The following is a 25963-nucleotide window of genomic DNA, read 5'->3' as shown; positions in this document are numbered from 1 at the left end:
GATGTATAGCGGTAAAACAACTCGGTCGGCTCCCTCTCCCTCCGGGAGAGGGCTGGGGTGAGGGCTGCTTTACTCGGTGAACGGAATGCTCTCGACCACCTCAAGATCGTAGCCAGTCAACCCGGCATATTTCAGCGGCGGGCCCAAGTGGCGCAGCTTGCCGACGCCCAGGTTCTGCAGAATCTGCGCCCCGGTGCCGACCTCTGAATAGATCCGCGATTGCGAGCGACTGAACTGCCGTGGCGGCTGAGTCAGTTGCGGAATGCGCTCCAGCAGCGCCTGGGAAGACTCATGATTGGCCAGCACCACGACCACGCCATGCCCCTCGGCCGCGACCCGTTGCAGTGCTGCCCACAACGTCCAGTTCGTCGGCCCGCTGTACTCGGCACCCACCAGATCGCGCAGCGGATCGATCACATGCACGCGCACCAGCGTCGGTTCCTCACGGCGCAGCTCGCCCATGACCATCGCCATGTGCACGCCGCCCTCGATGCGATCTTCGAAAGTAATCAAACGGAAGGTGCCATGCACCGTCGGCAGTTCCCGCTCGCCGATGCGCTCGATGGTGTGTTCAGTGCTCAGGCGATAGTGGATCAGGTCGGCGATGGTGCCGATCTTGAACCCGTGCTTGCGCGCGAAGATTTCCAGATCCGGACGACGGGCCATGGTGCCGTCGTCGTTCATCACCTCGACGATCACCGAGGCCGGCGTGAACCCCGCCAGCCGCGCCAGATCGCAACCAGCCTCGGTGTGACCGGCACGGGTCAGCACGCCACCTTCCTTGGCGCGCAACGGAAAGATATGGCCCGGCTGCACCAGGTCTTCTGCGCGTGCGTTCGGCGCCACCGCAGCGGCCACCGTACACGCGCGGTCGGCCGCGGAAATCCCGGTGGTAACGCCGACCGCCGCTTCGATGGAAACCGTGAACGCGGTGCTGAACACGCTGCCATTGCTCGGCACCATTTGCTCCAGCCCCAGGCGCTGGCAATGATCGTCAGTCAGCGTCAGACAGATCAGCCCCCGGGCCTCGCGGGCCATGAAACTGATCGCCTCGGGCGTGCAACGGTCGGCGGCCAGCAGCAGGTCGCCTTCGTTTTCCCGATCTTCGTCATCGACCAGCAACACCATTTTGCCGAGGCGATAATCTTCGATGATTTCTTCGATGCTGTTGAAGGCCATGCTGGACTCTCGGTATGAATGAAATTTGTGGTATACCATAATACAAAATCAGCCAAGAGGTCACTATGAAGGCGTACTGGATTGCTCACGTGGACATCACCGATCCCGATCACTACAGCCAATACACCCAGCGCGCGCCGAAAGCGTTCGCCGAATTCGGCGCGAAGTTTTTAGCCAGAGGCGGGCGCAGCGAAGCGATGGAAGGACGGACGACGCCGCAGCGCAGTGTGGTGATCGAGTTCGACAGTTATGAGCAGGCCGTGGCGTGCTACCGCTCGGCGGCGTATCAGGAAGCGAAAAGCTATCGCGAGGAGTGGGCGAGGGCGGAGATCGTCATCGTTGAAGGGATGGCGCCGTAACGGCTTGCTTTGATCGTTCCCACGCTCTGCGTGGGAATGCAGCCCGGGACGCTCCGCGTCCCTTCCACAGCCGAACGCGGAGCGTCCGTTGAGGCATTCCCACGCGGACGGTTCGACGCCTCGACGTGGGAACGATCAGACGGCGCGGGCAGCACGATCAACGCATGAAATGAATCTTGCCGCTGTCGTCGTTGCCCATGTACATGCCATACACCCCGGCCTGGCGTTCCTCGATGTAGCGTTCGAGGATCTGCCGGATCGCCGGGTAGTAGATCTGCTCCCACGGGATGTCTTCCGGGGCGAAGAATTTGCAGGCGAGGGTTTCCGGGCCGTACTCGCCAGTGATTTCCAGTGCGAGGGCGCGGAAGATGATGTAGACCTCGCTGATTTTCGGCACGCTGAAGATCGAATAGGGCGAGACGATTTCCGCGCGTACGCCGCTTTCTTCCCGGACTTCGCGCAGGGCGGCCTGTTCAGTGGTTTCGCCGCTTTCCATGAAACCGGCGGGCAGGGTCCAGGTGCCCGGGCGCGGGGGAATCGCCCGTTGGCACAAGAGGTATTTGCCGTCCTGCTCGATGATGCAGCCGGCGATGATTTTCGGGTTCACATAGTGGATGTAGCCGCAGCCGCGGCACATCAGGCGCTCGTGCGTATCGCCCGGCGGCACCTGCTGACCGAGGTCGGCGCCACCGCATTTCGGGCAAAAGCTCGGGCTGAACATGTCAGTGACCTATGCGTGGTTCTTTCAGCGCGATGGGCAGGGTGATGGCCGGTGTGGCGCCGGTCTCTTCCTGTTTGCGCTTCAGATAATCGAGGGCCACGGCAGCGGCGGCGCGGACGTGATCGACGCAGGCCTGATGCGCCGCGAGTGCGTCGCCGCTCTTGATCGCCTCGACCATTTTTTCCATTTCCTGGTTGCTCGCGCCACGACGGTTTTCCTGGGACACCGAGGTCGCCCGCAGGTAGCTGATGCGCGCCTGCAACTGACGCAACTGGGTGGCCGCGACATGGTTGCCCGAGCCTTCCAGCAGCACGTCGTAGAAACCCTGCACCGAGTCGATCACCTGCTGCAGTTCGCCGTCCTTGAGCGCCTTGCGGTTCTCGTCGAGGGCTTTTTCCAGGGCCTTGATGTCCTTGGCCTTGGCGCGCAGGGTAAACAACTGGACGATCAGGCCTTCGAGCACGCAACGAAGTTCATAGATGTCGACCGCATCGGCGAGGGTGATGATCGCCACGCGCGGACCCTTGGCGTCGGCGAATTCCACCAGGCCTTCGGATTCCAGGTGACGCAAGGCTTCACGCACCGACGTACGGCTCACGCCCAGGCGATCGCACAGATCGCGCTCCACCAGGCGATCGCCGGGCAGCAGCTGGAAGTTCATGATGGCGCTTCGCAGTTTATCCAGCACGATTTCGCGCAGGGTGACGGGATTGCGATTGACCTTGAAGCTGTCGTCGAGTGGCAGGCGTTTCATGGGGTCCGCTCTTTAAGGTGGCTGTCCATGCCAGACGGGCATCAAAACAGCCGAGGGGTTAACTGGAGGCCTCGGCGTCGGCTTCGGCGAAGGCTTCACGGGCGAGCCGGAAACTGTCCACGGCTGCCGGGACGCCGCAATAAATACCGACCTGAAGCAGAATTTCGCGTATTTGCTCACGACTCAGGCCGTTACGCAAGGCGCCGCGCACATGCAGTTTCAGTTCGTGCGGGCGGTTGAGCGCCGAGATCATCGCCAGGTTGATCATGCTGCGCTCCTTGAGCGACAGGCCTTCACGTCCCCAGACGTGGCCCCAGCAGTATTCGGTGACCATTTCCTGCAGCGGGCGGGTGAAGTCGTCGGCATTCTCGATCGAACGCTGCACATAGGCTTCGCCCAGTACCTGGGTGCGGATCTTCAGGCCTTGCTCGTACTTTTCGTTGCTCATGTGTTTCTCCGCTCAACCCAGTGTCGGCAACGCGCCGAGCTTGCCCTTGTGATAAATCATCGGCGTCACCGGCTGCGCCGGCAGGATCAGGTTCTTCACTGCGCCAACGATGATCGCGTGATCGCCACCGTCGTATTCGCGCCACAGTTCGCATTCGATGATCGCCGTGGCCTTGGCGAGGATCGGGTTACCGAGCTCGCTCAAGTGCCACTCGATGCCGTTGGCCTTGTCCTTGCCTTTGCCGGCGAAAGCATAGGCCTCGGCGGTCTGGTCGGCGGACAGCAAATGGATCGCGAAACGCTTGCTGTCGCGCAGCACCGGGTAGGTGTCGGAGGCGTAGTTGGGGCAGAACAGCACCAGCGCCGGATCAATCGACAGCGCACTGAAGGCGCTGGCGGTGATGCCGACGATGCCGCCGTCCGGGTCGAGGGTGGTGACCACCGTGACCCCGGACGGAAACGAGCTCATGACGTCTTTGTAAATGCCGGGTTCGATCATGTCGCAGGACTCCTAACGCATCACAAACGGATCAGGCATCGGCGCCTGGGAGAGGTTGATCCACACCGTTTTCAGTTCGGTGTAGGCCAGCACCGAATCGATGCCGCTTTCGCGTCCATAGCCACTGTTCTTGAAGCCGCCGATCGGTGCCATCGCCGACACCGCGCGGTAGGTGTTGACCCAGATAATCCCCGAGCGCACGTCCCGGGCCAGGCGATGGGCCCGGCCCAGATCGCGGGTCCAGATGCCGGCGGCGAGGCCGAACTGCGAGTCGTTGGCAATCGCCAGCGCTTCGGCTTCATCCTTGAAGCGGATCACCGAGGCCACCGGACCAAAGACTTCTTCCTGCATGATCTTCATCGAGTTGCGATCGCATTCGAACAGCGTCGGCTCGTAGAACCAGCCGTCACCGACGCCGCTAGGCCGCTTGCCGCCCAGACGCAGACGCGCACCTTCAGCGATGGCATCAGCCACCAGACCTTCGACCACCGCCAGTTGCTGCGCGGTAGCCATCGGGCCCATTTCGCTGTTGTCGTCTTGCGGATTGCCGATGCGGATGCGCTGGGCGCGCTCCACCAGTCGGCTGACGAATTCGTCGTAGATTTCATCCTGCACCAGCAGTCGCGAGCCGGATACGCAACTCTGCCCGGATGCCGCATAAATCCCGGCAATCGCACCGTTGATCGCGCTGTCGAGATCAGCGTCGGCAAAGATGATGTTCGGCGACTTGCCGCCCAGCTCCAGCGACAACTTGGCGAAGTTCTCGGCGCTGCTGTGCACCACGTGCCGGGCCGTGGCCGCGCCGCCGGTGAAGGCGATTTTGCGGATCAGCGGGTGGCGTGTGAGGGCGGCACCGGTGCTCGGGCCGTAGCCGGTGACGACGTTGACCACGCCCGGCGGAATCCCGGCTTCGAGGGCCAGGCGCGCCAGTTCCAGAATGGTTGCCGAGGCATGCTCGGACGGCTTGATCACGATGGTGTTGCCGGCAGCCAGCGCCGGCGCCAGTTTGATCGCAGTCAGATAAAGCGGGCTGTTCCAGGGAATGATCGCGGCGACCACGCCCATGGCTTCGTGCACGGTGTAGGCGAACAGATCGGGTTTATCCAGCGGCAGGGTGCCGCCTTCAAGCTTGTCGGCGAGGCCGGCGGTGTAGTGGAAGAACTCCGGCAGATAACCGACCTGACCGCGGGTTTCGCGGATCAGTTTGCCGTTGTCGCGGCTTTCCAGCTGCGCCAGTTGTTCCTTGTTTTCGGCGATCAGGTCACCGAGACGACGCAGCAATTTGCCGCGCGCGGTGGCGGTCAATCCACGCCATGCCGGGCTGTCGAAAGCAGTTTGTGCGGCCTGCACCGCGCGTTCGACGTCGGCTTCGTCAGCGTCGGGTAGCTCGGCCCAGGGCTCGGCCAGCGCCGGGTTGAGGCTTTCGAAAGTCTTGCCGGAGAGGGCGTCGACCCATTCTCCGCCGATGCACATCTGGAAGCGTGCGAGCGTCATGCAACGATCCCCTTTATATGGTTTTGTCGGGCGTGTGCGGTGTCGAGAAATTCCAGCAGCGTCTGGTTTACCAGCCGTGGCGACTCTACCGGCATCATATGCCGTTGCTCGGGCAGCACGGCAACCTTCGCGCCGGGAATGCGCGCGGCCAGTTGCTCGGCCATTTCCGGGGTCGATCCGGGGTCCAGCTCGCCGGTGGCTATCAGCGTCGGCGCCTGGATGCTGCCCAGGTCGTCGGCGCGGTACATGTCCTGGGTGGCGAACAGTTCGTAGGTGGTCAGGTAGCCTTGCGGATCATTGCCGGCCAGGGTCTGGCGGATCGCAGCGATCTGCGCCGGGTTGGCCGCCTGATATTCGCGGCTGAACCAGCGTGACAGCGCCGCTTCGGCATTCGCGTCAGGTCCGTGTTCGGCAGCCTGCGCGGTGCGGGCGATGACCCCGGCGCGCTGCTCTTCGCTGCGGTTGAACACGCTGTTGAGCACTACCAGGCTTTTCAGGCGCTCCGGGTAATGCAGAGCAAACGCCCGCGCCACCAGGCCGCCCATGGAAAAGCCGATCACTGATGCCTCGGGCAATTGCAGGTGGTCGAGCAACTCCAGCAACTGATCGGCGTAACCGAGCAGGGCGGTGCCGCTGGCCGGTCGCGGGCTGGCGCCATGGCCGAGCATGTCGTAGGCGATCACCCGGTATTGCGTGGCCAGGCCAACGATCTGGCCGCCCCACATTTCTTTGTTCAGGCCTACGCCGTGGATCAACACCACGGGTTGGCCAACGCCTGTCGCCAGATAACTGGTGCCAGCCGGGGTGAGTTCAGCGGTGAGCCGAATCATGGAGCGCTCCTGCAATGCCTTTTTTATTGTGGTTACTGGGCTTTTTCGGCGGCCAGTTCTTCCAGATCGATGTAGCGGTTGCCGATGCGCGGGTGCAGGCGACCACCGTCGGCGCAACCGAGCACCACGACGATTTCGTCGGCGCGCGGGGCGTCTTCGATCTGCATTTCCAGGGTGATGTAGTGCGAGCGCAGGCCTTCGTCGTCCTTGTGCATCATCGGGATCTGAATCGAAGTGCCCGGACCACCGCGCTTGTTGGTGAAGCTCAGGTAGCTCTTGGCCTTGACCGCTTCGCGGTAGTGGTTGCCGAAGCGCAGGGTGTGGATCACCGCCGACGCGTGTTCGATTTCGCCATCGGCACCGACCACCGCGGCTTTGCCGTAAGCCTCGATCTTCTCGGCGCCGCCGATGATCCCCACCAGACGCTCGACCATCATCGCGCCGAGGTCCGAGCAATTGGCGCGGATCTGCGGCTTGAGGTCTTCGACAAAGCCATTGCCGACCCACGGGTTCTTCATCACGACAGCCAGGCCGACCATGGTCACCGGGGTGTCGGACGCCTTGCCGCCTTCAATGAAGGTCTCTTCGACATAGCTGACGATCTTGCGAATTTCGAAACTCATGAGCTGCTCCGTAGGGGATAAAGAGTGTCTGTGCGTCTGATGGTATACCATAATACCGATCGTGCAAGTCCCCCTCGCAAGAATCCCTGCCATCAGTCGGACGAATGCCCGCGCATTCAGCCGCCGCTGTAGTCCCTTTCGGTTAACAAAAGATAACGTTGCGCCGATTGTCAGACGTTTCGAATGCCCGATAGGATGAGCCAGCTTCCGAAGGGGCTCTGGACAGCGGGTTTCAGGACTATGCTTGTGACCAGGCAGTCACCGTGAGCACCCTTGCGGCGCCCTTAAGGTCCATGACCAACAATAATAAACAGGGGAAGGTCTATGAGTCGTTGCCGCCCGCCGGCGTTACGCAACACCGCGTTGCTGGCCACAGCACTCTCTCTGCTGGGCTTTGCCACTTTGTCGGCGCCGGTTCTCGCCGCCGAAGCGCCCGCCGACGTGGTCTATTCCACCGAATCGGCCAAGGCCTCGAAAAGCCTGATGCTCGATGTCGTTCACGCCGGAACCCGGCTGGTGGCGGTCGGGGATCGCGGGCACATTCTCTATTCCGACGACCAGGGCAAGACCTGGACCCAGGCCAAAGTGCCGAGCCGCCAGTTGCTGACCGCCGTGTATTTCGTCGATGACAAGCACGGCTGGGCCGTCGGCCACGACGCACAGATCCTCGCCAGCGAAGACGGCGGCCTGACCTGGACCAAACAGTTCGAAGACCTCAAGCGTGAATCGCCGCTGCTCGACGTCTGGTTCAAGGACGTCAACAGTGGCCTGGCCGTGGGTGCCTACGGCGCGCTGCTGGAAACCACCGATGGCGGAAAAAACTGGGAAGACGTCAGTGATCGCCTCGACAACGAAGACCAGTTCCACCTAAACGCCATCGGCGCGGTAAAAGACGCCGGTCTGTTCATCGTTGGCGAGTCGGGCAGCATGTTCCGCTCCGCCGACTGGGGCCAGACCTGGGAAAAACTCGAAGGCCCGTACGAAGGCTCGCTGTTCGGCGTGATCGGCACGGCGCAGCCGCAAACCCTGCTGGCCTACGGTCTGCGCGGCAACCTTTACCGCTCCACCGATTTCGGCAGCACCTGGGAGCAGGTCGAACTGAAAGCCGCGCGCGGTTCGCTGGAGTTCGGCCTGTCCGGTGCCACACTGCTTGCGGACGGCTCCATCGTCATCGTCGGCAACGGCGGCTCGGTGGTCAGCAGCAGTGACAACGGCGAAACCTTCAGCGTGTTCAACCGTCCGGATCGCATCTCGCTGTCGTCGGTCACCGCCGCCGGCAACGGCAATCTGATCCTGAGCGGGCAGGGTGGCGTTCGGGTCACGACTGCGAACGGCGCCGAGCTGGGCAAATGAGCCGAATCAATAATAAGAAGGCGGGGCTATGACTTCCTTGAGCACTCATCATCAGGACAAGGCGACGTTTCTCGAGCGCCTGATCTTCAACAACCGCCCGGCAGTGATCGTGATCTGCCTGCTGGTCAGCATTTTCCTGTTCTGGCAGGCCACGCTGATCCGTCCGTCCACCAGTTTCGAAAAGATGATCCCGCTCAAGCATCCGTTCATTGAAAAAATGATGGAGCACCGCAACGATCTGGCGAACCTGGGCAACACCGTGCGCATTTCGGTGGAAGCGAAGGACGGCGACATTTTCTCCAAGGAGTACATGGAGACCCTGCGTCAGATCAACGACGAGGTGTTCTACATCTCCGGCGTCGACCGTTCCGGCCTCAAGTCGCTGTGGAGCCCGAGCGTGCGCTGGACCGAAGTGACCGAGGAAGGTTTTGCCGGCGGCGAAGTGATCCCGCAGAGCTACAACGGCTCCCAGGACAGCCTCGATCTGCTGCGTAACAACGTGCTCAAGTCCGGTCAGGTCGGGCGTCTGGTGGCCAACGACTTCAAGTCGAGCATTGTCGACATCCCGCTGCTGGAGTCCTACCCGGACCCGCAGGACCAGGGCAAGCTGCTGGCGCTGGACTATCGCCAGTTTTCCCATGAGCTCGAAGACAAGATCCGCAACAAGTTCGAAGCGCAGAACCCCAACGTCAAGATCCACATCGTCGGCTTCGCCAAGAAGGTCGGTGACCTGATCGACGGCCTGGTGATGGTGGTGATGTTCTTCGGCATCGCCTTCGTCATCACCCTGATCCTGCTGTTGTGGTTCACCAACTGCCTGCGCAGCACCGTGGCGGTGTTGAGCACCACGCTGGTGGCGGTGGTCTGGCAACTCGGGTTGATGCACTTCTTCGGCTTCGGCCTCGACCCTTATTCGATGCTGGTGCCGTTCCTGATTTTCGCCATCGGCATTTCCCACGGCGTGCAGAAAATCAACGGTATCGCCCTGCAATCCGGTGAGGCGGACAACGCGTTGACGGCCGCACGGCGGACCTTCCGTCAGTTGTTCCTGCCGGGCATGATCGCGATTCTGGCGGACGCCGTCGGCTTCATCACGCTGCTGATCATCGACATCGGCGTGATTCGCGAGCTGGCCATCGGCGCTTCCATCGGCGTGGCGGTGATCGTGTTCACCAACCTGATCCTGCTGCCGGTGGCGATTTCCTATGTCGGCATCAGCAAGCGTGCGATCGCCAAGAGCAAGAAGGACGCGCACCGCGAACATCCGTTCTGGCGCCTGCTGTCGAACTTCGCCAACCCGAAAGTCGCCCCGATTTCCATCGCTTTGGCGCTGGTCGCTTTCGGTGGCGGCCTCTGGTACAGCCAGAACCTGAAGATCGGCGACCTTGACCAGGGCGCGCCGGAACTGCGTCCGGACTCGCGCTACAACAAGGACAACAACTTCATCATCAGCAACTATTCGACCAGCTCCGACGTGCTGGTGGTGATGGTCAAGACCAAGTCCGAAGGCTGCTCGCGCTATGAAGCCATGGCGCCGATTGACGAACTGATGTGGAAGATGCAGAACACCGAGGGCGTGCAGTCGGCGATCTCGCTGGTGACCGTGTCCAAGCAGATGATCAAGGGCATGAACGAGGGCAACCTGAAATGGGAAACCCTGTCACGCAACCCTGACGTGCTGAACAACTCCATCGCCCGTGCTGACGGCCTGTACAACAACAGCTGCTCGCTGGCGCCGGTGCTGGTGTTTCTGAACGACCACAAGGCTGAAACCCTGGATCGCGCGGTGCATGCGGTGCAGGACTTCGCCAAGGAAAACAACAAGGAAGGCCTGGAATTCATCCTCGCGGCCGGTAACGCCGGGATCGAGGCGGCCACCAACGAGGTGATCAAGAAGTCCGAGCTGACCATCCTGATCCTGGTGTACATCTGCGTGGCGGTCATGTGCATGATCACCTTCCGCTCGTGGGCGGCGACCCTGTGCATCGTGCTGCCGCTGGTGCTGACCTCGGTGCTGGGCAACGCGCTGATGGCGTTCATGGGTATCGGCGTGAAGGTGGCGACGTTGCCGGTGGTGGCGCTGGGCGTGGGGATCGGCGTGGACTACGGCATCTACATCTACAGCCGTCTGGAAAGTTTCCTGCGTGCCGGCCTGCCGTTGCAGGAAGCCTATTACCAGACCCTGAAATCCACCGGTAAGGCAGTGCTGTTCACCGGTCTGTGCCTGGCCATCGGCGTGTGCACCTGGATCTTCTCGGCGATCAAGTTCCAGGCCGACATGGGCCTGATGCTGACCTTCATGTTGCTGTGGAACATGTTCGGTGCGCTGTGGCTGCTGCCGGCACTGGCGAAGTTCCTGATCAAGCCGGAGAAACTGGCGGGGCAGAAGGGAAATTCTCTGTTTGCTCACTGATCCGGTTGGCTGAAATGAAAAAGCCGCAACCTTGAAGGGTTGCGGCTTTTTTTATGGTGTGAGATCAAAAGCCCCCTCACCCTTGCCCTCTCCCATGGGAGAGGGGACCGACCGCAATGTCTCGCGTGATACATCGACCTGGAAAACCGAGTCGATTATGGATTCAAAGCAGGTCGTTCAAGTCGGTGTAGATCGCTAATATCCCCGGATCGGTTCCCTCTCCCTCCGGGAGAAGGCTAGGGTGAGGGCAGGCGGTCTCAAGGCTTACGAAAGATCCGCCCCCAGCACAACACTCAAGGCACTGCGCGCATCATCCAACTGCACCAACGTCGCATGCCGTGCCCCCAACGCATCCCGATTCTCGATAGCCGTCAAAATCGCCTTGTGCCGAGGCAACGCCAGTTCATGCAGATTCGGCCGCTGGTTCGAATGCTTCAACGCCTCGGCAATCGCCACCGCAAGCATGTTGCACAGGTTGGCCAGCAAATCGTTGTGGGTCGCGTCGGCAATCCGGCTGTGAAAGTCCAGATCCGGTTGCAGCAAGGCCTCAGGCGTTGGCGCTGCTTCCATGCGCTGGTAAGCCTCGGCAATCGACGCAATGTCGGCATCGGTGGCGTGCTGGGCGGCGAGGGCGGCGGCGGCCGGTTCGATGATGCTGCGCACGCTGGTCAGAACATTGAAGAACTCGTTCTGCGGGCTGCTTTGCATCAACCAGTGCAATACGTCCGGGTCGAGCATGTGCCATTCGCGGCGCGGCTTGACCACGGTGCCGACGCGCGGTTTCGAATACACCAGGCCCTTGGCGACCAGCACTCGGGTGGCTTCGCGCAACACCGGCCGGCTGACCGCGTACTCCTCGCAGAGCAGGGCTTCGGCGGGCAGTTTGTCGCAGGGCAGAAAACGTCCGGAAACAATCTGCATGCCCAGTTCCTGGACGATGCGCGAGTGCATGCTTTTACGGTCGGAAGGTTTGCGGTAATCCATGGGGAGTGACGCGATCCTGAGCGATGGAGATGCCGCGCATCATAGCAGGCACGGCGTAATCTGGAGTTACGCAATGATCGTTCCCATGCTCCGCGTGGGAATGCCTGAAGGGACGCTCTGCGTTCCAGCTCTCGAATGGGACGCAGAGCGTCCCGGGCTGCATTCCCACGCGGAGCGTGGGAACGATCAGTCGGCGGTTTTAGTGGGAATGGCGCGGGACTTCAGCCCCTCGGCAACCAACGAGGAAGTCGAAATCGCAACCCTGATCCGCCTGTAGCACATGGTCGATGTACAACTGACGATACCCACCCACCAACAGTTGCTGCGGCGGTTGCAGATCCGCCATGCGCGCTGCCAGTTCGGCGTCCGGAATGTCCAGGTGCAAGCGCCCGCTGGCACAATCCAGCTCGATCCAGTCGCCTTCCTTCACCGCTGCCAAAGGTCCGCCGGCCGCTGCTTCCGGGGCGACGTGCAAAACAACGGTGCCGTAAGCGGTGCCGCTCATCCGTGCATCGGAGATGCGCACCATATCGGTCACGCCCTGCGCCAGCAGCTTGGCCGGCAAACCCATGTTGCCGACTTCGGCCATGCCCGGATAACCCTTCGGCCCGCAGTTCTTCATCACCAGAATCGAGTTCGCATCGACGTCCAGTTCCGGGTCGTTGATCCGCGCCTTGTACATGTCGAAGTTCTCGAACACGACGGCGCGGCCACGGTGCTGCATCAGTTCCGGCGTGGCGGCTGACGGCTTGAGCACCGCACCCAGCGGTGCCAAGTTACCGCGCAACACGCAGATGCCGCCGTCGGCGCGGATCGGGTTGTCGAGGGTGCGGATCACTTCGTCTTCACCGTAAATCGGCGCGTCCTTGGTGTTCTCGCCGATGGATTTGCCGTTGACGGTCAAAGCGTTCGGGTTGGGAATCAGATTGGCCTCGCCAAGACGCCGCAGCACGGCCGGCAATCCGCCCGCGTAGTAGAACTCTTCCATCAGGAAACGCCCGGACGGTTGCAGGTCGACGATGGTCGGCATGCCACGACCGATGCGGGTCCAGTCGTCCAGATCCAGCTCGACGCCGATGCGCCCGGCGATGGCTTTGAGGTGGATTACCGCGTTGGTCGAACCGCCAATCGCCGCGTTGACCCGGATCGCGTTTTCGAAGGCTTCCTTGGTCAGGATCTTCGACAGTTTCAGATCCTCACGAACCATCTCTACCGCGCGCATGCCGGACATGTGCGCCAACACATAACGCCGCGCATCCACTGCCGGAATCGCCGCGTTGTGCGGCAGGGACGTGCCCAGTGCTTCGGCCATGCAAGCCATGGTCGACGCGGTGCCCATGGTGTTGCAGGTGCCGGCCGAGCGAGACATGCCGCCCTCGGCCGCCAGGAAATCGTCAATCGTGATGGTGCCGGCCTTGACCTGTTCGCTGAGCTGCCAGACCACGGTGCCGGAGCCGATGTCCTTGCCCTTGTGCTTACCGTTGAGCATCGGCCCGCCGGTAACGACGATCGCCGGTACGTCGCAACTGGCCGCGCCCATCAGCAGGGCCGGGGTGGTCTTGTCGCAACCGGTCAGCAGCACCACGCCGTCAATCGGGTTGCCGCGAATCGCTTCCTCGACGTCCATGCTCGCCAGGTTGCGGGTGAGCATGGCGGTCGGGCGCAGGTTCGATTCGCCATTGGAGAACACCGGGAATTCCACCGGGAAGCCGCCAGCCTCGATCACCCCGCGTTTGACGTGTTCCGCGATCTGGCGGAAGTGCGCGTTGCACGGGGTCAGTTCCGACCAGGTGTTGCAGATGCCGATGATCGGCTTGCCGTGGAACTGATGGTCGGCGATGCCCTGATTCTTCATCCAGCTGCGGTACATGAAGCCGTTCTTGTCGGCCGTGCCAAACCATTGGGCGGAGCGCAGGGTGGGTTTCTTATCAGACATGATCGATTCTCTTATTGTAAGACTATTGTTTGCGAGCTTTGGCTAAACATAAGCGCAAAATCGCCGGTTTGGAAGTGTTGTTGCGTAATTAGTATTACTATATAGTCGTTTTCGACGGAGGGATGGCCCTGGCGGTTTTCCGCGAGAGGCGTCCCCCGAGGTTCCATAAAAACAACAATCGGAGACCGATCTCATGAGCCAGGAACTGCGGCTTGTCCGGCGCATCACGCTGAAACTGATTCCCTTCCTGATCCTGCTGTACCTGATCGCCTATGTGGATCGCTCTGCCGTCGGCTTCGCCAAGCTGCACATGGGCGCCGACATCGGTATCGGCGATGCCGCCTACGGCCTCGGCGCCGGGCTGTTTTTCATCGGCTACTTTCTGTTTGAAATCCCCAGCAACCTGATGCTCGAACGCTTCGGCGCGCGGCGCTGGTTTGCGCGGATCATGATCACCTGGGGCGCGATCACCATCGGCATGGCCTTCGTCCAGGGCCCGCACAGTTTCTACGTGATGCGCTTTCTGCTCGGCGCGGCGGAGGCGGGGTTCTTTCCCGGCGTTCTGTACTACATCACCCAATGGTTCCCGGTGCGCCATCGCGGTAAGATCCTCGGGCTGTTCATCCTTTCCCAACCCATCGCGATGATGATCACCGGCCCCGTGTCCGGCGGCCTGCTGGGCATGGACGGCATCCTCGGCCTGCACGGCTGGCAGTGGTTGTTCATCGTTATCGGCACCCCGGCGATCCTGCTGACCTGGCCGGTATTGCGCTGGCTGCCGGACGGCCCGCAGCAAGTGAAATGGATGGACCAGGCCGAGAAGGACTGGCTGACCGGCGAGCTGAAAAAGGACCTGCAGGAATACGGCCAGACCCGCCACGGCAATCCGTTGCATGCGCTCAAGGACAAACGCGTGTTGCTGCTGGCGCTGTTCTACCTGCCGGTGACCCTGAGCATCTATGGCCTGGGTCTGTGGTTGCCGACCCTGATCAAACAGTTTGGCGGCAGTGATCTGGTCACCGGTTTCGTGTCCTCGGTGCCGTACATCTTCGGGATCATCGGCCTGCTGATCATTCCGCGCAGTTCCGACCGCTTGAACGACCGCTACGGCCATCTGGCGGTGCTCTATGTGCTGGGTGCCATCGGCCTGTTCCTCAGCGCCTGGCTGTCCTTGCCGGTGGCGCAACTGGCGGCGTTGTGTCTGGTGGCGTTTGCGTTGTTTTCCTGCACGGCGGTGTTCTGGACGCTGCCGGGCCGATTCTTTGCCGGTGCCAGCGCGGCGGCCGGGATCGCCTTGATCAACTCGGTGGGCAACCTCGGCGGCTACATCGGCCCTTTCGTGATCGGCGCGCTGAAGGAATACACCGGCAACCTCGCTTCGGGCCTGTACTTCCTGTCCGGGGTGATGGTGTTCGGGCTGATTCTGACGGGCGTCGTTTATCGCTTGCTGGAGCGCAAACATGTGCTGCCAGTCGAGCAATTTGCAGCGAGCGCACGCGGTGCGACGCGCACCTGATTTCGATCCGGGATTTGTTTTAACAGGAGAACATCATGCATCTGGTTCAATTCGAATTGAGTAACGGCGAGCGCCGTGTCGGGGTGGTCGAGGGCGGTCTGGTGCGTGAAGTGCAGGATGCGCGCACGGTTCGTGATCTTGCCCTGGCCGCAATCGAGGCCGGCAACACGCTCGCGCAGCAAGTGCAGACCCTCGGCCTGGGCATCAGCCATGATTACGCCGAGTTGCTGGCCCAACTGCGGATCCTGCCGCCACTTGATCACCCGGACCCGGCGCACTTGCTTGTCAGCGGCACGGGCCTCACGCACCTCGGCAGCGCGTCGGCCCGGGACAAGATGCACCAGCAGGCCGGCGACGAAGCGGCGATGACCGACACCATGCGCATCTTCAAGTGGGGCGTGGAGGGCGGCAAACCGGCGGCGGGGCAGGCCGGGGTGCAGCCGGAATGGTTCTACAAGGGCGACGGCAGCATTGTCGTGCGTCCCGGTCAGCCGTTCCCGCTGCCGCCGTTTGCCGAAGACGCCGGCGAGGAGCCGGAGATGGCCGGCCTCTACATCATCGGCCACGACGGCAAGCCGTATCGCCTCGGTTTTGCGGTGGGCAACGAATTCTCCGATCACGTCATGGAGCGCAAGAATTACCTGTATCTGGCCCACTCGAAACTGCGCAGTTGCAGCTACGGCCCGGAACTTCGCACGGGTGAATTGCCTCAACACCTGGCGGGCACCAGCCGGATCCTGCGCAATGGCGAAGTGCTGTGGCAGAACGAATTCCTCAGTGGCGAGGCCAACATGTGCCACAGCCTGGCGAACCTCGAATACCACCACTTCAAGTACCGCCAATTCCTGCGTCCTGGCGACGTGCACATTCACTTTTTCGGCACCGCGACCCTGTCGTTCGCCGATGGCATCCGCACTCAGCCGGGCGACGTGTTCGAGATCAGCCAGGCCGAATTCGGCGCACCGCTGGTCAACGGCATCGCCCCGGTCGCAGCGGCATTCGAACCGGACAGCATCGGCACCCTTTAAGGAGATCCCATGACTCAGATTCTCGGTCACAACTACATCGGCGGTCGTCGTAGCGCGGCGGGCAGCGTCAAGCTGCAAAGCGTCGACGCCACCACGGGCGAGGCACTGCCTCACGACTTCATTCAGGCCACGGAAGCGGAAGTCGACGCCGCCGCCAAGGCCGCTGCGGCGGCGTATCCGGCGTATCGCAGCCTCAGCGCCGAACGCCGCGCGCAGTTTCTCGATGCAATTGCCGATGAGCTGGACGCGCTGGGTGATGATTTCGTCGCCGTGGTCTGCCGCGAAACCGCGCTGCCGGCCGGGCGGATTCAGGGCGAAAGAGGGCGCACCAGCGGCCAGATGCGCTTGTTCGCCAAAGTTTTGCGGCGTGGGGATTTCTACGGTGCACGCATCGACCTGCCGTTGCCGGATCGACAGCCGTTGCCGCGTCCGGATCTGCGTCAGTACCGTATCGGCCTGGGGCCGGTGGCGGTGTTCGGCGCCAGCAATTTTCCGCTGGCATTTTCCACAGCCGGCGGCGATACCGCGTCGGCGCTGGCGGCCGGTTGCCCGGTGGTGTTCAAGGCCCACAGCGGTCATATGGCCACGGCCGAGCTTGTCGCCGATGCGCTGATTCGTGCAGCAGAAAAAACCGCTATGCCGGCCGGTGTGTTCAACATGATCTACGGCGGTGGCGTCGGCGAATGGCTGGTCAAGCATCCTGCGATTCTGGCCGTGGGTTTCACCGGTTCGCTGCGGGGCGGACGGGCGCTGTGTGATATGGCGGCCGCGCGGCCTCAGCCAATCCCGGTTTTTGCCGAGATGTCGAGCATCAACCCGGTGATCGTGTTGCCCCAGGCACTGGCCGTACGTTCGGAAACCGTCGCCCGCGATCTGACCGCGTCGGTGGTACAGGGCTGTGGTCAGTTCTGTACCAATCCGGGCCTGGTGATCGGCATCCGTTCGCCACAGTTCACCGCATTCGTTGAGCAAGTCGCGGCGCTGATCGGTGATCAACCGGCGCAAACCATGCTCAATGCCGGCACCCTCGGCAGCTACGGCAAAGGCCTGGAAAAACTCCTGGCGCACGCCGGCATCGAGCATCTGGCGGGCAATCCGCAGCAGGGCAATCAGGCGCAGCCGCAGTTGTTCAAGGCCGATGTCAGCCTGCTGATCGATGGCGATGAAGTGCTGCAGGAAGAAGTGTTCGGCCCGACCACGGTGATTGTCGAAGTGGCCGACAAGGCGCAGTTGAGCGCGGCGTTGCAGGGCCTGCACGGGCAACTGACGGCGACCATCATCGGCGAGCAGACGGATTTCGAGCGCTTCCCGGAGCTGACGCCGTTGCTGGAGCAGAAGGTCGGACGGATCCTGCTCAATGGTTATCCGACCGGTGTCGAAGTGTGCGATTCGATGGTGCACGGCGGGCCTTATCCGGCGACGTCCGATGCCCGCGGCACTTCGGTGGGCACGCTGGCGATCGATCGATTCCTGCGTCCGGTGTGCTTCCAGAACTACCCCGACAGTCTGCTGCCGGAACCGCTGAAAAACGCCAACCCGTTGCGCATACAGCGGCTGGTCGATGGCAAACCATCGCGCGAAGCCCTCTAACCGCATGATCGTTCCCACGTCGAGGCGTCGAACCGTCCGCGTGGGAATGCAGCCCGGGACGCTCCGCGTCCCATTCGAGAGCTGGAACGCGGAGCGTCCCTTGAGGCATTCCCACGCAGAGCGTGGGAACGATCAAGAGCAGGGGCTTTGAGCTATCATTGCCCCTTTCCCCCTGAAAGACATGATTGCCATGACTGCCGTAACCGACACCCTTCTCAACGCCCTCGAACACTGCGGTATGGTCGAAATCGACGGCCTGCACGCTTTCGAATTCGCCCTCGACGAAGACGACAACCTGCACATCGAATGCATCGATGGCCGGGCAGCCAAGCATTGGGAGTTCACCCCGGCGCAGGTGGCAGCGGCGACGTTTGATCAAGATTTGCAGAGTTGGCTGATCGTCGGTTTTGCCAGCGACACCAAAACCGTCGGCGAGCACCGTCTGGTGTGCCTCGGTGATGTACTGAGCAGTGCCGACGACGAGGACGAAACTGAATGAACATGCGTAAATTCTGGCCATTGCTGATAGCCGGCAGCGTCGGCGCGATGGGCCTTTCCAGCGCCTCGGCCGAGAGCTTCCAGTTTTTGGTGGGCTCCTACACCGCCGATACCAGCGAAGGCATTTACCGGATGAACTTCAACAGCGCCACCGGCCAGATCGACGCCAAGCCGCTGCAAGTGATCAAGAGTGAAAACCCGTCATGGCTGACCCTGTCGAAGGATCAGCGTCGGCTGTTTGTGGTCAACGAAAACGGCCCTGGGCAGAAAGACCCGGTCGGTCGCGTCAGCAGTTATTCCATCGATCCGAAGACCCACGCCCTGACCCTGATCAATCAGGTCCAGAGCCTGGGCAACGAGCCGACCCATTCCAGCCTCAGCGGCGACGCCAGCCATCTGTTCGTCAGCAACTATTCGGTGATGGAAGATCCGGGCGGCACCCTTGCGGTATTGCCGGTGGGCAGCGACGGCAAGCTCAAACCGGTGGTGCAGATGAGCGCGCACCCGGCGAGCCGGATCAATCTCGATCGTCAGGCCTCGAACCACGTGCACTCGACGGTTTCCTCGCCGGACGGTCGTTATGTGTTCTCCAATGACCTGGGCGCGGACAAGGTCTTTGTCTACCTGTTCGATCCCAAGGCCAATCCGGACTTGCCATTGACGCCGGCGATGACCGCTTCTGTGCCTTTGCCCGCCGGCAGCGGCCCGCGTCATCTGTTGTTCAGCGCCGACGGCAAACATGCCTGGCTGACCATGGAAATGAGCGCCCAGGTTGCGGTGTTCGATTACCACGACGGCGTGCTGACCCAGACGCAACTGGTCGATCTGGCGGCCGGTCAACCGACCTCCGACAAGGCCGCCGCCGCGCTGCACGCGTCCGCCGATGGCAAATTCCTCTACGTCAGCAACCGTGGCTCGGCCAATCAGCTGCTGGTGTTCGCGATTGATCCGGCGTCCGGTCAGCTCAAAGAGTTGCAGCGACGTTCGGTGGAAGGCGATCACCCCCGTGAGTTCAGCCTCGACCCAAGCGGCAAATTCCTGCTGATCGCCAACCAGAAGAGCAATCAGATTGTCGTGGTCGAGCGCGACGGCAAGACCGGTCTGTTGGGCAAGACCGTGCAAAAACTGCCGATGGACGCCCCGAGCGATATCAAGTTTCTGGTGCGTCAATAAGCCGCAGGCCCCGTTCTACGGGGCCTGAAGCTTTGTATTAATCCTGCTGATAACAGGTAATGTTGCAAAGCATTTCAAGCGATCGACCCTCGAGCGTTAAGTTTGCTTCACGGCCCAACCGGGCAAGCAAGCCAACTGAACACGAGGGTTACCGCCATGAACTTCAATCTCTTCTCCGTAATTGCCGCTTCCGCCATCTCCGCCACCGTGGCTCTGCCAGCCAGTGCCAACGTTGAAATCAGCGACAAAAAATCCCACACCCAGAGCTACACCCAGAAATACCTGCAACAAAGCGCCAACTTCTACGCCGCGCTGGATCACAAAGCTCAACACTGAAATTTCCGTTACGCCCTGGAACTGCCCAAGGCTGCGATCCTTTGATCTTGTTTCCTGAAAAAGCAAAATCAAAAGATCGCAGCCTTGGGCAGTTTTTGCCTGCGCAACGACCGACGATAGCTATTTTTAAACGACGAGATAGATCGGCTAAATAATCAACGAAGCTGATGGTTACTATGGAAAACCCTGAGTGGATACCCCGGCTTTTTTGATCGATTCTGTGGACCTCGAAACATTGTCCACGGAGCACACATCATGGCCACTTCAATCATCACTTCCGCCAAACGCGGCGCCTACGTGGCCATCGGTCTGTACCTGGTCATGGTGCTGTTTGTCAGTCTGGCGTCGCAGTCGCAACACAGCTTCGAAGCACCTATCGACGTTGCACATCCCGGCATCCAGTTCGAACTTCGCTCACAAAACGCAGCGGTCGGTTCAGCTGAACTCGCGGGAGTCGGCGGAGCATGAAAGGCTACAGACTCTGGGTCATTGCCGGACTGGCGTTCATGACCAACGGCGCTTCCCTGTTGGGATTCGGCCAAGGCTCGGTCGGCGGGCTGGCCCGGGCCATAGAGGCCAACCACAACATCGCGCACAACATCGAACGGGCCAATGCGCTGGGGCTGCTGGCCGGCAATCCGCCAGCGAAAACCGCCAGCGGTTTTCTCGGCCCGTTCGAAGTGGATTGCTCGGCCATCGGCATGTGTGAAGTGTTGGCGTAACGCGCCTACTTTTTCATGATGCCGGTGAACAGTTCCGACTCCAGAAACCGCTGCAACCAGGCCTGCAACCGCACGTAAGGCGTCTGTGCAAACCAGTCACGATCAACGTGAGCAAACTGGCGAACGAACGGCAACAGCGCGATATCGGCCAGGCTCGGATGCGCGGTCAACAAGTAATCGCGACCCTCGAGCAACTCATCCAGTTTCTGCAAGAACAGAGCACCTTCGGCGCGATAAACCTCCATCGGCTGTTCCGGATAACGCTCGGCGTACTTGTAGCGATTCAAGTGAATCTTGAACACTTGATCGTTGGCTTCAATCAACTCGGCGATCCTTGAATCGCCACCCAGCAACCAGTCATCCGGATCATGCTGCGCCAGCGCCCAGTGCATGATCTCCAGGCTCTCGTCGATCACCTGACCGTCCGCATCCAGCACCGGCACCGTGCCCTTGGGCGAGATCGCCAGCATCTGGGCCGGTTTGGCCTTGAGGCTGACTTCGACGATCTCCACCGGCACGCCCGAATAACGCAGGGCCATCCGTGCCCGCATCGCGTACGGGCAGCGGCGGAAGGAATACAGCGTGTTCATTTCACCTCCAGCGTGCTCAAACCGTTGCCTTGTCGCTGCACCTGAATCTGTACCGGAATCCGTTCGTGCATTTCCTGTACGTGGGAAATCACCGCAACCTTGCGCCCTTGAGCCTGCAAGCCGTCGAGGGCGTCCATGGCCAGTTGCAGGGATTCCGGATCGAGACTGCCGAAGCCTTCGTCGATGAACAGCGATTCGATCTTCAACGTACTCGACGCCATCGAGGCCAGACCCAAGGCAAGGGCCAGCGACACCAGAAACGTTTCGCCGCCGGACAGCGAATGCACCGAGCGCAGTTCGTCGCCCATCTCCGTGTCCATCACCAGCAGGCCGAGCATGCTGCCGCCGCGCTTGAGGCGGTAGCGCTTGACCAGTTGCCGCAGCTGCACGTTGGCGTGATGCACCAGCAGGTCGAGGTTGTAAGCCTGGGCGATCTTGCGGAAGGTGTCGCCAGTGGCCGAGCCGATCAGCGCATTGAGCCGCGCCCAGCGCTGATATTCGGCATAGGCATCGGCGATCTGCTGCGCGAGCGCTTGATTGGCGTTCTGGCGGCGCTGGTCTTCGGCCTGCTCGGCGCGCAGTTCGGCGCATTGCTGTTCGCTGGCCGTGCACTGGTTTTGCAGGTCGGCGAGGGCGCTGGCGAGTTGTTCGGCGTCCAGGTTGCCGTTGTGTTGGCCCTGATGTTCGAGCAGACGCTGGTCGCGTTCCTGCACCAACACCGTGGCCTGTTCAACGGCTTTTTCGTTGCGCTGCAAGCGCTGGCGCAGCTCATCAACTTGCGCGTCATCAATCCGCAGCAGGTCTTCGAGGCCACCGTCATCCAGCTCCGGATGACGGGCGCGCCAGTCGGCAATCTTGCCGGCCAGATCACGATCTTCGGTTTCCAGCGCTTGCAGACGCTCTTGCTGCGCCTTGAGTTCGGCGGCGATTTGCACGAGCTGCGTACGCGCGTCCTGCAGCGCCTGAGTCGTGGTGGATTCGGCGTTGCGTGCCTGTTCCACGGCCTGTTCCAGTTGCTGCTGCCAATGCTCGGCGCAGGTGTGATCGCCCAGCAATTGCGCAAGCTTCTCTTGGCTGGTCTGTTGTTGCCCGGTCAGCGTGTTGAGTTGCTGTTCAGCGTTTTGCAGCTGCTGCACACGGCCCTGTTGGCGGTCCTGTTCTTTCTCGAGCGTCTGCTGGCGTTGTTGCTGTTCGGCCAGTTCTTCCTTCTGCTGATCGACTTGCGCCAGACGTTCGGCGATCTGCCGGTCAAGCTGCATGAAGGTCGCCGCCGGTTCGGCGCGCACGGCTTCGAGGGTGTCGCTCGGCAGCAGTGTGGCGAAGGCCGCCAGTTCTTCGTCCAGGCGCTGGCGGTCAGCGCCCAGCTCGCGTTGCTGATTGCTCAGGTGTTGGGCCGCTTGCTGGTGCGCCGTCTCGGCCTGACGCAATTGCTGGGTCAGGCGCGCCGCCTCCTGTTGCAGCGTGAGCAGGGCGGTCTGGCGCTGTTCGTCCTGGGTGATGCTCTGGTTCAGCTGTTCATTCTGGCGAGTCAGCCACGCAGCGCGTTTGTCACTGTCCTGATTCAGCAAGGACGCCGCCAGCGGATGCGCCTCGATGCTTGGCGTCAGCGTCTGCTGCTGAGCCGCCAGTTGCTCCTGCTGTTGCAGCAACTCTTTCTGTTGGGCAATCACGCCACCGACACTGGCACGCAGCTCGGTGAGTTTTTCCTTCAGTTGATCGACTGCTTGCTGCGCGCTGGCCTGCTCGCTTTCATCGTGACGGCCGAGGCTTTGCAGCAGGGCTTCCGGCTGGTGGTACGGATGCTCGTTGCTGCCGCAGACCGGGCACGGCTGGTCGTCCTGCAACTGCGCGCGCAGCTCTTCGACACTGGCACTGCGGGCCAGACGCTGACGCTCGAGCAGTTCACGGGTGACGTTGAGGGTCTGTTCGGCGACGGTCAGCTCGGACTTGGTCTTCACCCCGTCCTGGGTCAGGCGCTCGCGTTCCTGTTGCGCATCGAGCTGACGCTGTTGCAGCTCGGCACTGCGTTTGTCCAGCTCCTGCTGACTGGCCCACAGGCGCGTCAGGTCCTCGACGGCGCGCAATTGCTTGCGGTTGTCCTGCAACAGAGTGCCGAGGATGCCGATCTGCTCGGCGACGGCGTCCGGCTCGGCGCCGGCTTCCTTGAACAGCACTTCCAGCTGTTGCTTCTGCGTGGCGAGCGCTTCGCTGGCGCGAGTGGCGTTTTCTTCGAGGGAAGCGAGTTCGCTTTGGCCCTTGTTCAACCGGTTGCCGATCAGCATCAGTTGCTGCAAGCGGTCGCGGTAGGCATTCCACGCTTCGCTCAACGGTGCCAAGTGAGCGCTTTGCTCAAGATCGGCGGCAATGCGCTGCAAGCGTTCGGCGACCTGTTTTTGCTGATCGAGCAGGGACTGGATCGCGCTCTGGCCCTGGGCACAGGCTTGCTCAGCGGCTTGCTTCGCTTCGGTGCCGGACGCAACGTCCTTGGCGAGGCGGGCGAGGGTGCTCTGCTCCTCGAAGGCCTGACGCAACAGCGGCGCGCTTTCGCTCAGTTGCGTTTGCGCCTGGGTCAGGGCGATCTGCGCTGCGGCGAGATCCTGTTCCAGTCGTGTCTGGCGCTCGGTCAGCTCGCCATGTTGCCGGGTGTGCGCGTGGATCTGTGCGGCCAGCGGCGTCAGCTGTGCATCGAGTTCGGTCTTGCGGGCGAACTGGTGCCGTTGCGGGGCGAGCTGTTCCAGGCGTGTCAGTTTCAGACGTTCTCCGGCCAGCGATTCGCGTTCATGCTCGGCGCTGCGCAGTTGCTCGGCGGCGGCTTGTTGCGAGTCTTGCAGCCGCAACAGCTCCCTGAGCCAGTCGTGCTGTTGCTCGATCTGCTTGAGCTGCGCCTGCTGCAACTTCAGTTTTTGCTGGGCGGCATTGAAGCGCTCATCGAGTTCGGCGCGGGCTTCGGGGGCCAGCGGGGTCACGCCGGTGGCCTGATCCTGCAACTGCTTGTGGGCTTCGCGGGCCTCTTTGGTCTTGTCGAATGCGCGGCGGCCGAGGCGGGTGTAGAGCGCGGTGTCGGTGAGCTTTTCCAGCAGTTCGCTGCGGTCGTTGTCATCGGCCTTGAGAAACGCACTGAATTCGCTCTGGGCCAGCAGCACGGCGCGGGTGAACTGTTCGAAGTTCAGGCCCAGCGCGGCCTCGAGCTGAGTCTTGTACTCGCCTTTCTGGCTGGCGAGCAGTTGATCCTGATCGATGTCGCGCAGGCTCTGACGGCTGGCCTGCAACTTGCCGCCGGCCTTTTCCCGGGCGCGGTTGGCTTCCCAGCGCGCGCGATACCTGCGGCCATCGACGCCGACAAAATCCACTTCGGCAAAGCCTTCACCGGTGCCGCGACGCAGCAGGGTGCGCGGGTCGCCGGTGGCGATTTCGCCGTCGGCGTCCGGCACCTTGGCGTCACGGCTAGTGTTGTTCAAGCGCGGCACAGAGCCAAACAACGCCAGGCACAGCGCATCGAGCAAAGTACTTTTACCGGCGCCGGTCGGGCCGGTGATGGCGAACAGGCCAGCGCTGGCCAGCGGTTCGGCGGTAAAGTCGATCTCGAACGGGCCGGCCAGCGACGCGAGGTTCTTCAAACGAATGGCGAGAATCTTCATGGCTGCTCGCCCTCCATTTGTACGTCTTGCAGCAGTTCGGCGAAGTCCTTAAGGGTTTGCTCGTCGACCTCGTTGCCGTAGTTGTCGAGCCAGGCGCGACTGAACAACTCCTGCGGCGTAAGCTGGTCCAGCTCGATCAGCGCGCTGCCGTCCTCGGCGCCGTCAGCGCCCCGATTGCCGGCGTACTCCGCGGCAATTCGCACCAGTCGCACAGCCTTGCCTTGCAGGGCGCTTTCGACCTGATGGCGCAGGTCCGGCTGTGGCTCGTCGAGGCGCACCCGCACTTCCAGCCACGGTTGGCGCTGGGTTTCGGCCAGCAGGTCGATGTTCGGCAGATCCGCCAGTTGCAGCAGGATTTCCGCCAGCGGCGCAGGGCCGAGGCGCTGCAGATTGACAGAGCGAGGGATCAGCATTGGCTCGACGCTGACCAGGGTTTCGCCGTCCAGAACGACGTCGAGCACCTGGTGCTGATAACTGATTTCCGAAAACGACAACGGGATCGGTGAGCCGCTGTAGCGAATCCGCTCTTCGCCGTTGACCTTCTGCGGCTTGTGCAAATGGCCGAGCGCGACATAGCTGATGCTCGGTCCGAACAGGCTGGCGGGCAGGGCTTCGGCGTTGCCGATGATCAGGCTGCGCTCGGAGTCTTCCGATACCGAACCACCGGCCATGTGCGCGTGGCTGATGGCGACCAGCGCCTGGCCCGGCTGGCGCTTGGTATTCGCCGCTTCGATCAGCCATTCATGCACCTGGCCAATGCCGCGCAGGTAGTTGTCACCCAGATGCGCGCCGGTGACCTCGGCAGGCCGCAGGAACGGCAGCGCCAGGCACCACGCGGCGATCTCGCCGGACGCATTCGGCAACGGCAACAGCAGACGTTCTGCATCCAGTTGTCCGTCATCCAGCCACAGTACCCGACCCAACGCATGGGTGCGCAAACGCCGCATCAACGGCGCGGGCAGCTCGATCCGCGAACCGGAATCGTGGTTGCCGGCGATCATCACGATGGTCAGCAACGGTTGCTGTTCGTGGGCGCTGACGATGAAATCGTAGAGGCGTTCCTGGGCTTTGACCGGCGGATTGACCGTGTCGAAGATGTCGCCGGCGATCAGCAGCACGTCCGGCTGCGCCAACTTCAATTGGCGCAGCAGCCACTCGAGAAAACAGGCGTGCTCGAAATCGCGCTCCTGGCCGTGCAGGTTCTGCCCAAGGTGCCAGTCGGAGGTGTGAAACAGACGCAAGGCTGACTCCGCAATATAAAGAGGTGATGGCCGCCGGGA

At 61.9% G+C, this 25963-nt stretch carries 24 protein-coding genes; 11 read left to right on the top strand and 13 right to left on the bottom strand.

Annotated elements, in window-relative coordinates:
* Positions 1–69: 69 nt before the first annotated feature.
* Positions 70–1179, bottom strand: a complete 1110-nt coding sequence (gene ribBA / locus ACM6JM_RS11485) for a bifunctional 3,4-dihydroxy-2-butanone-4-phosphate synthase/GTP cyclohydrolase II (protein WP_414881896.1) — start codon at positions 1177–1179, stop codon at positions 70–72.
* A gap of 65 nt (positions 1180–1244) precedes the next feature.
* On the opposite strand from ribBA, the gene ACM6JM_RS11480 reads away from it, so the two are divergent.
* Positions 1245–1538: a DUF1330 domain-containing protein gene (locus ACM6JM_RS11480; protein ID WP_039766882.1), complete on the top strand. Its 294-nt coding sequence runs from the start codon at positions 1245–1247 to the stop codon at positions 1536–1538.
* Positions 1539–1695: 157 nt separating this feature from the next.
* Here ACM6JM_RS11480 and ACM6JM_RS11475 read toward each other — a convergent pair whose 3' ends face one another.
* From ACM6JM_RS11475 to ACM6JM_RS11445, 7 genes are read right to left on the bottom strand one after another with little or no spacing between them, the layout of a single operon-like run.
* Positions 1696–2259, bottom strand: a complete 564-nt coding sequence (locus ACM6JM_RS11475; protein WP_074688593.1) for an NUDIX hydrolase — start codon at positions 2257–2259, stop codon at positions 1696–1698.
* A gap of 1 nt (position 2260) precedes the next feature.
* A complete protein-coding gene (locus tag ACM6JM_RS11470; protein WP_074688591.1) occupies positions 2261–3013 on the bottom strand; it encodes a GntR family transcriptional regulator in 753 nt (250 codons plus the stop codon).
* Positions 3014–3071: 58 nt separating this feature from the next.
* On the bottom strand, positions 3072–3461 hold the full coding sequence (locus ACM6JM_RS11465) for a carboxymuconolactone decarboxylase family protein (protein ID WP_007957404.1): 390 nt from the start codon (positions 3459–3461) through the stop codon (positions 3072–3074).
* Positions 3462–3473: 12 nt separating this feature from the next.
* A complete protein-coding gene (locus ACM6JM_RS11460) occupies positions 3474–3959 on the bottom strand; it encodes a flavin reductase family protein (protein ID WP_127798405.1) in 486 nt (161 codons plus the stop codon).
* Between the two features lie 12 nt (positions 3960–3971).
* Positions 3972–5453, bottom strand: a complete 1482-nt coding sequence (locus ACM6JM_RS11455) for an aldehyde dehydrogenase (RefSeq protein ID WP_414881895.1) — start codon at positions 5451–5453, stop codon at positions 3972–3974.
* The gene (locus ACM6JM_RS11450; protein ID WP_039766874.1) at positions 5450–6283 is read right to left on the bottom strand and encodes an alpha/beta fold hydrolase; all 834 of its coding nucleotides are present in this window, start codon (positions 6281–6283) and stop codon (positions 5450–5452) included. The genes ACM6JM_RS11455 and ACM6JM_RS11450 overlap by 4 nt, the downstream gene beginning before the upstream one ends.
* Positions 6284–6315: 32 nt before the next feature.
* Complete coding sequence (locus tag ACM6JM_RS11445; RefSeq protein ID WP_007957412.1) at positions 6316–6906, bottom strand: amino acid synthesis family protein; 591 nt, start codon at positions 6904–6906, stop codon at positions 6316–6318.
* 324 nt (positions 6907–7230) lie between these two features.
* Here ACM6JM_RS11445 and ACM6JM_RS11440 point away from each other — a divergent pair, with 324 nt between their 5' ends.
* Entirely contained in the window at positions 7231–8259 is a 1029-nt protein-coding gene (locus ACM6JM_RS11440; RefSeq protein ID WP_103386955.1) for a WD40/YVTN/BNR-like repeat-containing protein, read from the top strand.
* Positions 8260–8287: 28 nt separating this feature from the next.
* The gene (locus ACM6JM_RS11435) at positions 8288–10672 is read left to right on the top strand and encodes an efflux RND transporter permease subunit (protein WP_007957414.1); all 2385 of its coding nucleotides are present in this window, start codon (positions 8288–8290) and stop codon (positions 10670–10672) included.
* A 264-nt stretch (positions 10673–10936) separates the two neighbouring features.
* Here ACM6JM_RS11435 and ACM6JM_RS11430 read toward each other — a convergent pair whose 3' ends face one another.
* Together ACM6JM_RS11430 and ACM6JM_RS11425 are read right to left on the bottom strand one after the other, a co-directional pair.
* On the bottom strand, positions 10937–11656 hold the full coding sequence (locus ACM6JM_RS11430) for a FadR/GntR family transcriptional regulator (RefSeq protein ID WP_011334609.1): 720 nt from the start codon (positions 11654–11656) through the stop codon (positions 10937–10939).
* 199 nt (positions 11657–11855) lie between these two features.
* On the bottom strand, positions 11856–13592 hold the full coding sequence (locus tag ACM6JM_RS11425) for an IlvD/Edd family dehydratase (RefSeq protein WP_011334608.1): 1737 nt from the start codon (positions 13590–13592) through the stop codon (positions 11856–11858).
* A gap of 193 nt (positions 13593–13785) precedes the next feature.
* Between ACM6JM_RS11425 and ACM6JM_RS11420 the strand changes: the two genes are divergently transcribed.
* The 8 genes from ACM6JM_RS11420 to ACM6JM_RS11385 all read left to right on the top strand — a co-directional run bounded on the left by ACM6JM_RS11420 (position 13786) and on the right by ACM6JM_RS11385 (position 20455).
* Positions 13786–15108: an MFS transporter gene (locus ACM6JM_RS11420; protein WP_007957417.1), complete on the top strand. Its 1323-nt coding sequence runs from the start codon at positions 13786–13788 to the stop codon at positions 15106–15108.
* A gap of 35 nt (positions 15109–15143) precedes the next feature.
* A complete protein-coding gene (gene araD1 / locus ACM6JM_RS11415) occupies positions 15144–16136 on the top strand; it encodes an AraD1 family protein (RefSeq protein ID WP_414881894.1) in 993 nt (330 codons plus the stop codon).
* A 9-nt stretch (positions 16137–16145) separates the two neighbouring features.
* Positions 16146–17726: an aldehyde dehydrogenase (NADP(+)) gene (locus tag ACM6JM_RS11410; protein ID WP_414881893.1), complete on the top strand. Its 1581-nt coding sequence runs from the start codon at positions 16146–16148 to the stop codon at positions 17724–17726.
* 190 nt (positions 17727–17916) lie between these two features.
* Entirely contained in the window at positions 17917–18225 is a 309-nt protein-coding gene (locus ACM6JM_RS11405) for a DUF5629 family protein (protein WP_134333938.1), read from the top strand.
* Positions 18222–19397 carry a lactonase family protein gene (locus ACM6JM_RS11400; RefSeq protein WP_414881892.1) on the top strand — a complete coding sequence of 392 codons (1176 nt, stop codon included), beginning with the start codon at positions 18222–18224 and terminating at the stop codon, positions 19395–19397. Before ACM6JM_RS11405 ends, ACM6JM_RS11400 begins: the two co-directional genes overlap by 4 nt.
* A 156-nt stretch (positions 19398–19553) precedes the next feature.
* Entirely contained in the window at positions 19554–19733 is a 180-nt protein-coding gene (locus tag ACM6JM_RS11395) for a hypothetical protein (protein WP_007941320.1), read from the top strand.
* Between the two features lie 255 nt (positions 19734–19988).
* Positions 19989–20201 carry a hypothetical protein gene (locus ACM6JM_RS11390; protein ID WP_039766857.1) on the top strand — a complete coding sequence of 71 codons (213 nt, stop codon included), beginning with the start codon at positions 19989–19991 and terminating at the stop codon, positions 20199–20201.
* Positions 20198–20455 (top strand): hypothetical protein, encoded by a 258-nt coding sequence (locus ACM6JM_RS11385; RefSeq protein ID WP_039766855.1) that lies wholly within the window; start codon positions 20198–20200, stop codon positions 20453–20455. Before ACM6JM_RS11390 ends, ACM6JM_RS11385 begins: the two co-directional genes overlap by 4 nt.
* Positions 20456–20460: 5 nt before the next feature.
* On the opposite strand, the gene ACM6JM_RS11380 is transcribed toward ACM6JM_RS11385, so the two are convergent.
* Genes ACM6JM_RS11380 through ACM6JM_RS11370 form a run of 3 tightly spaced genes read right to left on the bottom strand, consistent with a single transcriptional unit; the run spans position 20461 to position 25924 of the window.
* Entirely contained in the window at positions 20461–21045 is a 585-nt protein-coding gene (locus ACM6JM_RS11380; RefSeq protein WP_074688573.1) for a glutathione S-transferase, read from the bottom strand.
* Complete coding sequence (locus ACM6JM_RS11375) at positions 21042–24683, bottom strand: AAA family ATPase (RefSeq protein ID WP_414881891.1); 3642 nt, start codon at positions 24681–24683, stop codon at positions 21042–21044. Before ACM6JM_RS11375 ends, ACM6JM_RS11380 begins: the two co-directional genes overlap by 4 nt.
* A complete protein-coding gene (locus ACM6JM_RS11370) occupies positions 24680–25924 on the bottom strand; it encodes an exonuclease SbcCD subunit D C-terminal domain-containing protein (RefSeq protein ID WP_414881890.1) in 1245 nt (414 codons plus the stop codon). Before ACM6JM_RS11370 ends, ACM6JM_RS11375 begins: the two co-directional genes overlap by 4 nt.
* Positions 25925–25963 lie beyond the last annotated feature (39 nt).

It is taken from the genome of Pseudomonas sp. IT-P2, from assembly GCF_949767575.1.
Lineage (GTDB): Bacteria > Pseudomonadota > Gammaproteobacteria > Pseudomonadales > Pseudomonadaceae > Aquipseudomonas > Aquipseudomonas pharyngis.
Note: the sequence above shows the minus strand (reverse complement) of the source record. Positions and strands in the feature narration are given on the sequence as shown.

Bases quoted from the DNA above. Each gene is read 5' to 3' on its own strand.
- ACM6JM_RS11375 (WP_414881891.1), bottom strand. From the start codon at position 24,683: ATGAAGATTCTCGCCATTCGTTTGAAGAACCTCGCGTCGCTGGCCGGC.
- araD1 (WP_414881894.1), top strand. From the start codon at position 15,144: ATGCATCTGGTTCAATTCGAATTGAGTAACGGCGAGCGCCGTGTCGGG.
- ACM6JM_RS11445 (WP_007957412.1), bottom strand. From the start codon at position 6,906: ATGAGTTTCGAAATTCGCAAGATCGTCAGCTATGTCGAAGAGACCTTC.
- ACM6JM_RS11470 (WP_074688591.1), bottom strand. From the start codon at position 3,013: ATGAAACGCCTGCCACTCGACGACAGCTTCAAGGTCAATCGCAATCCC.
- ACM6JM_RS11420 (WP_007957417.1), top strand. From the start codon at position 13,786: ATGAGCCAGGAACTGCGGCTTGTCCGGCGCATCACGCTGAAACTGATT.
- ACM6JM_RS11380 (WP_074688573.1), bottom strand. From the start codon at position 21,045: ATGAACACGCTGTATTCCTTCCGCCGCTGCCCGTACGCGATGCGGGCA.
- ACM6JM_RS11480 (WP_039766882.1), top strand. From the start codon at position 1,245: ATGAAGGCGTACTGGATTGCTCACGTGGACATCACCGATCCCGATCAC.
- ACM6JM_RS11455 (WP_414881895.1), bottom strand. From the start codon at position 5,453: ATGACGCTCGCACGCTTCCAGATGTGCATCGGCGGAGAATGGGTCGAC.
- ACM6JM_RS11450 (WP_039766874.1), bottom strand. From the start codon at position 6,283: ATGATTCGGCTCACCGCTGAACTCACCCCGGCTGGCACCAGTTATCTG.
- ribBA (WP_414881896.1), bottom strand. From the start codon at position 1,179: ATGGCCTTCAACAGCATCGAAGAAATCATCGAAGATTATCGCCTCGGC.
- ACM6JM_RS11475 (WP_074688593.1), bottom strand. From the start codon at position 2,259: ATGTTCAGCCCGAGCTTTTGCCCGAAATGCGGTGGCGCCGACCTCGGT.
- ACM6JM_RS11400 (WP_414881892.1), top strand. From the start codon at position 18,222: ATGAACATGCGTAAATTCTGGCCATTGCTGATAGCCGGCAGCGTCGGC.
- ACM6JM_RS11435 (WP_007957414.1), top strand. From the start codon at position 8,288: ATGACTTCCTTGAGCACTCATCATCAGGACAAGGCGACGTTTCTCGAG.
- ACM6JM_RS11410 (WP_414881893.1), top strand. From the start codon at position 16,146: ATGACTCAGATTCTCGGTCACAACTACATCGGCGGTCGTCGTAGCGCG.
- ACM6JM_RS11425 (WP_011334608.1), bottom strand. From the start codon at position 13,592: ATGTCTGATAAGAAACCCACCCTGCGCTCCGCCCAATGGTTTGGCACG.
- ACM6JM_RS11385 (WP_039766855.1), top strand. From the start codon at position 20,198: ATGAAAGGCTACAGACTCTGGGTCATTGCCGGACTGGCGTTCATGACC.
- ACM6JM_RS11395 (WP_007941320.1), top strand. From the start codon at position 19,554: ATGAACTTCAATCTCTTCTCCGTAATTGCCGCTTCCGCCATCTCCGCC.
- ACM6JM_RS11390 (WP_039766857.1), top strand. From the start codon at position 19,989: ATGGCCACTTCAATCATCACTTCCGCCAAACGCGGCGCCTACGTGGCC.
- ACM6JM_RS11465 (WP_007957404.1), bottom strand. From the start codon at position 3,461: ATGAGCAACGAAAAGTACGAGCAAGGCCTGAAGATCCGCACCCAGGTA.
- ACM6JM_RS11440 (WP_103386955.1), top strand. From the start codon at position 7,231: ATGAGTCGTTGCCGCCCGCCGGCGTTACGCAACACCGCGTTGCTGGCC.
- ACM6JM_RS11430 (WP_011334609.1), bottom strand. From the start codon at position 11,656: ATGGATTACCGCAAACCTTCCGACCGTAAAAGCATGCACTCGCGCATC.
- ACM6JM_RS11460 (WP_127798405.1), bottom strand. From the start codon at position 3,959: ATGATCGAACCCGGCATTTACAAAGACGTCATGAGCTCGTTTCCGTCC.
- ACM6JM_RS11405 (WP_134333938.1), top strand. From the start codon at position 17,917: ATGACTGCCGTAACCGACACCCTTCTCAACGCCCTCGAACACTGCGGT.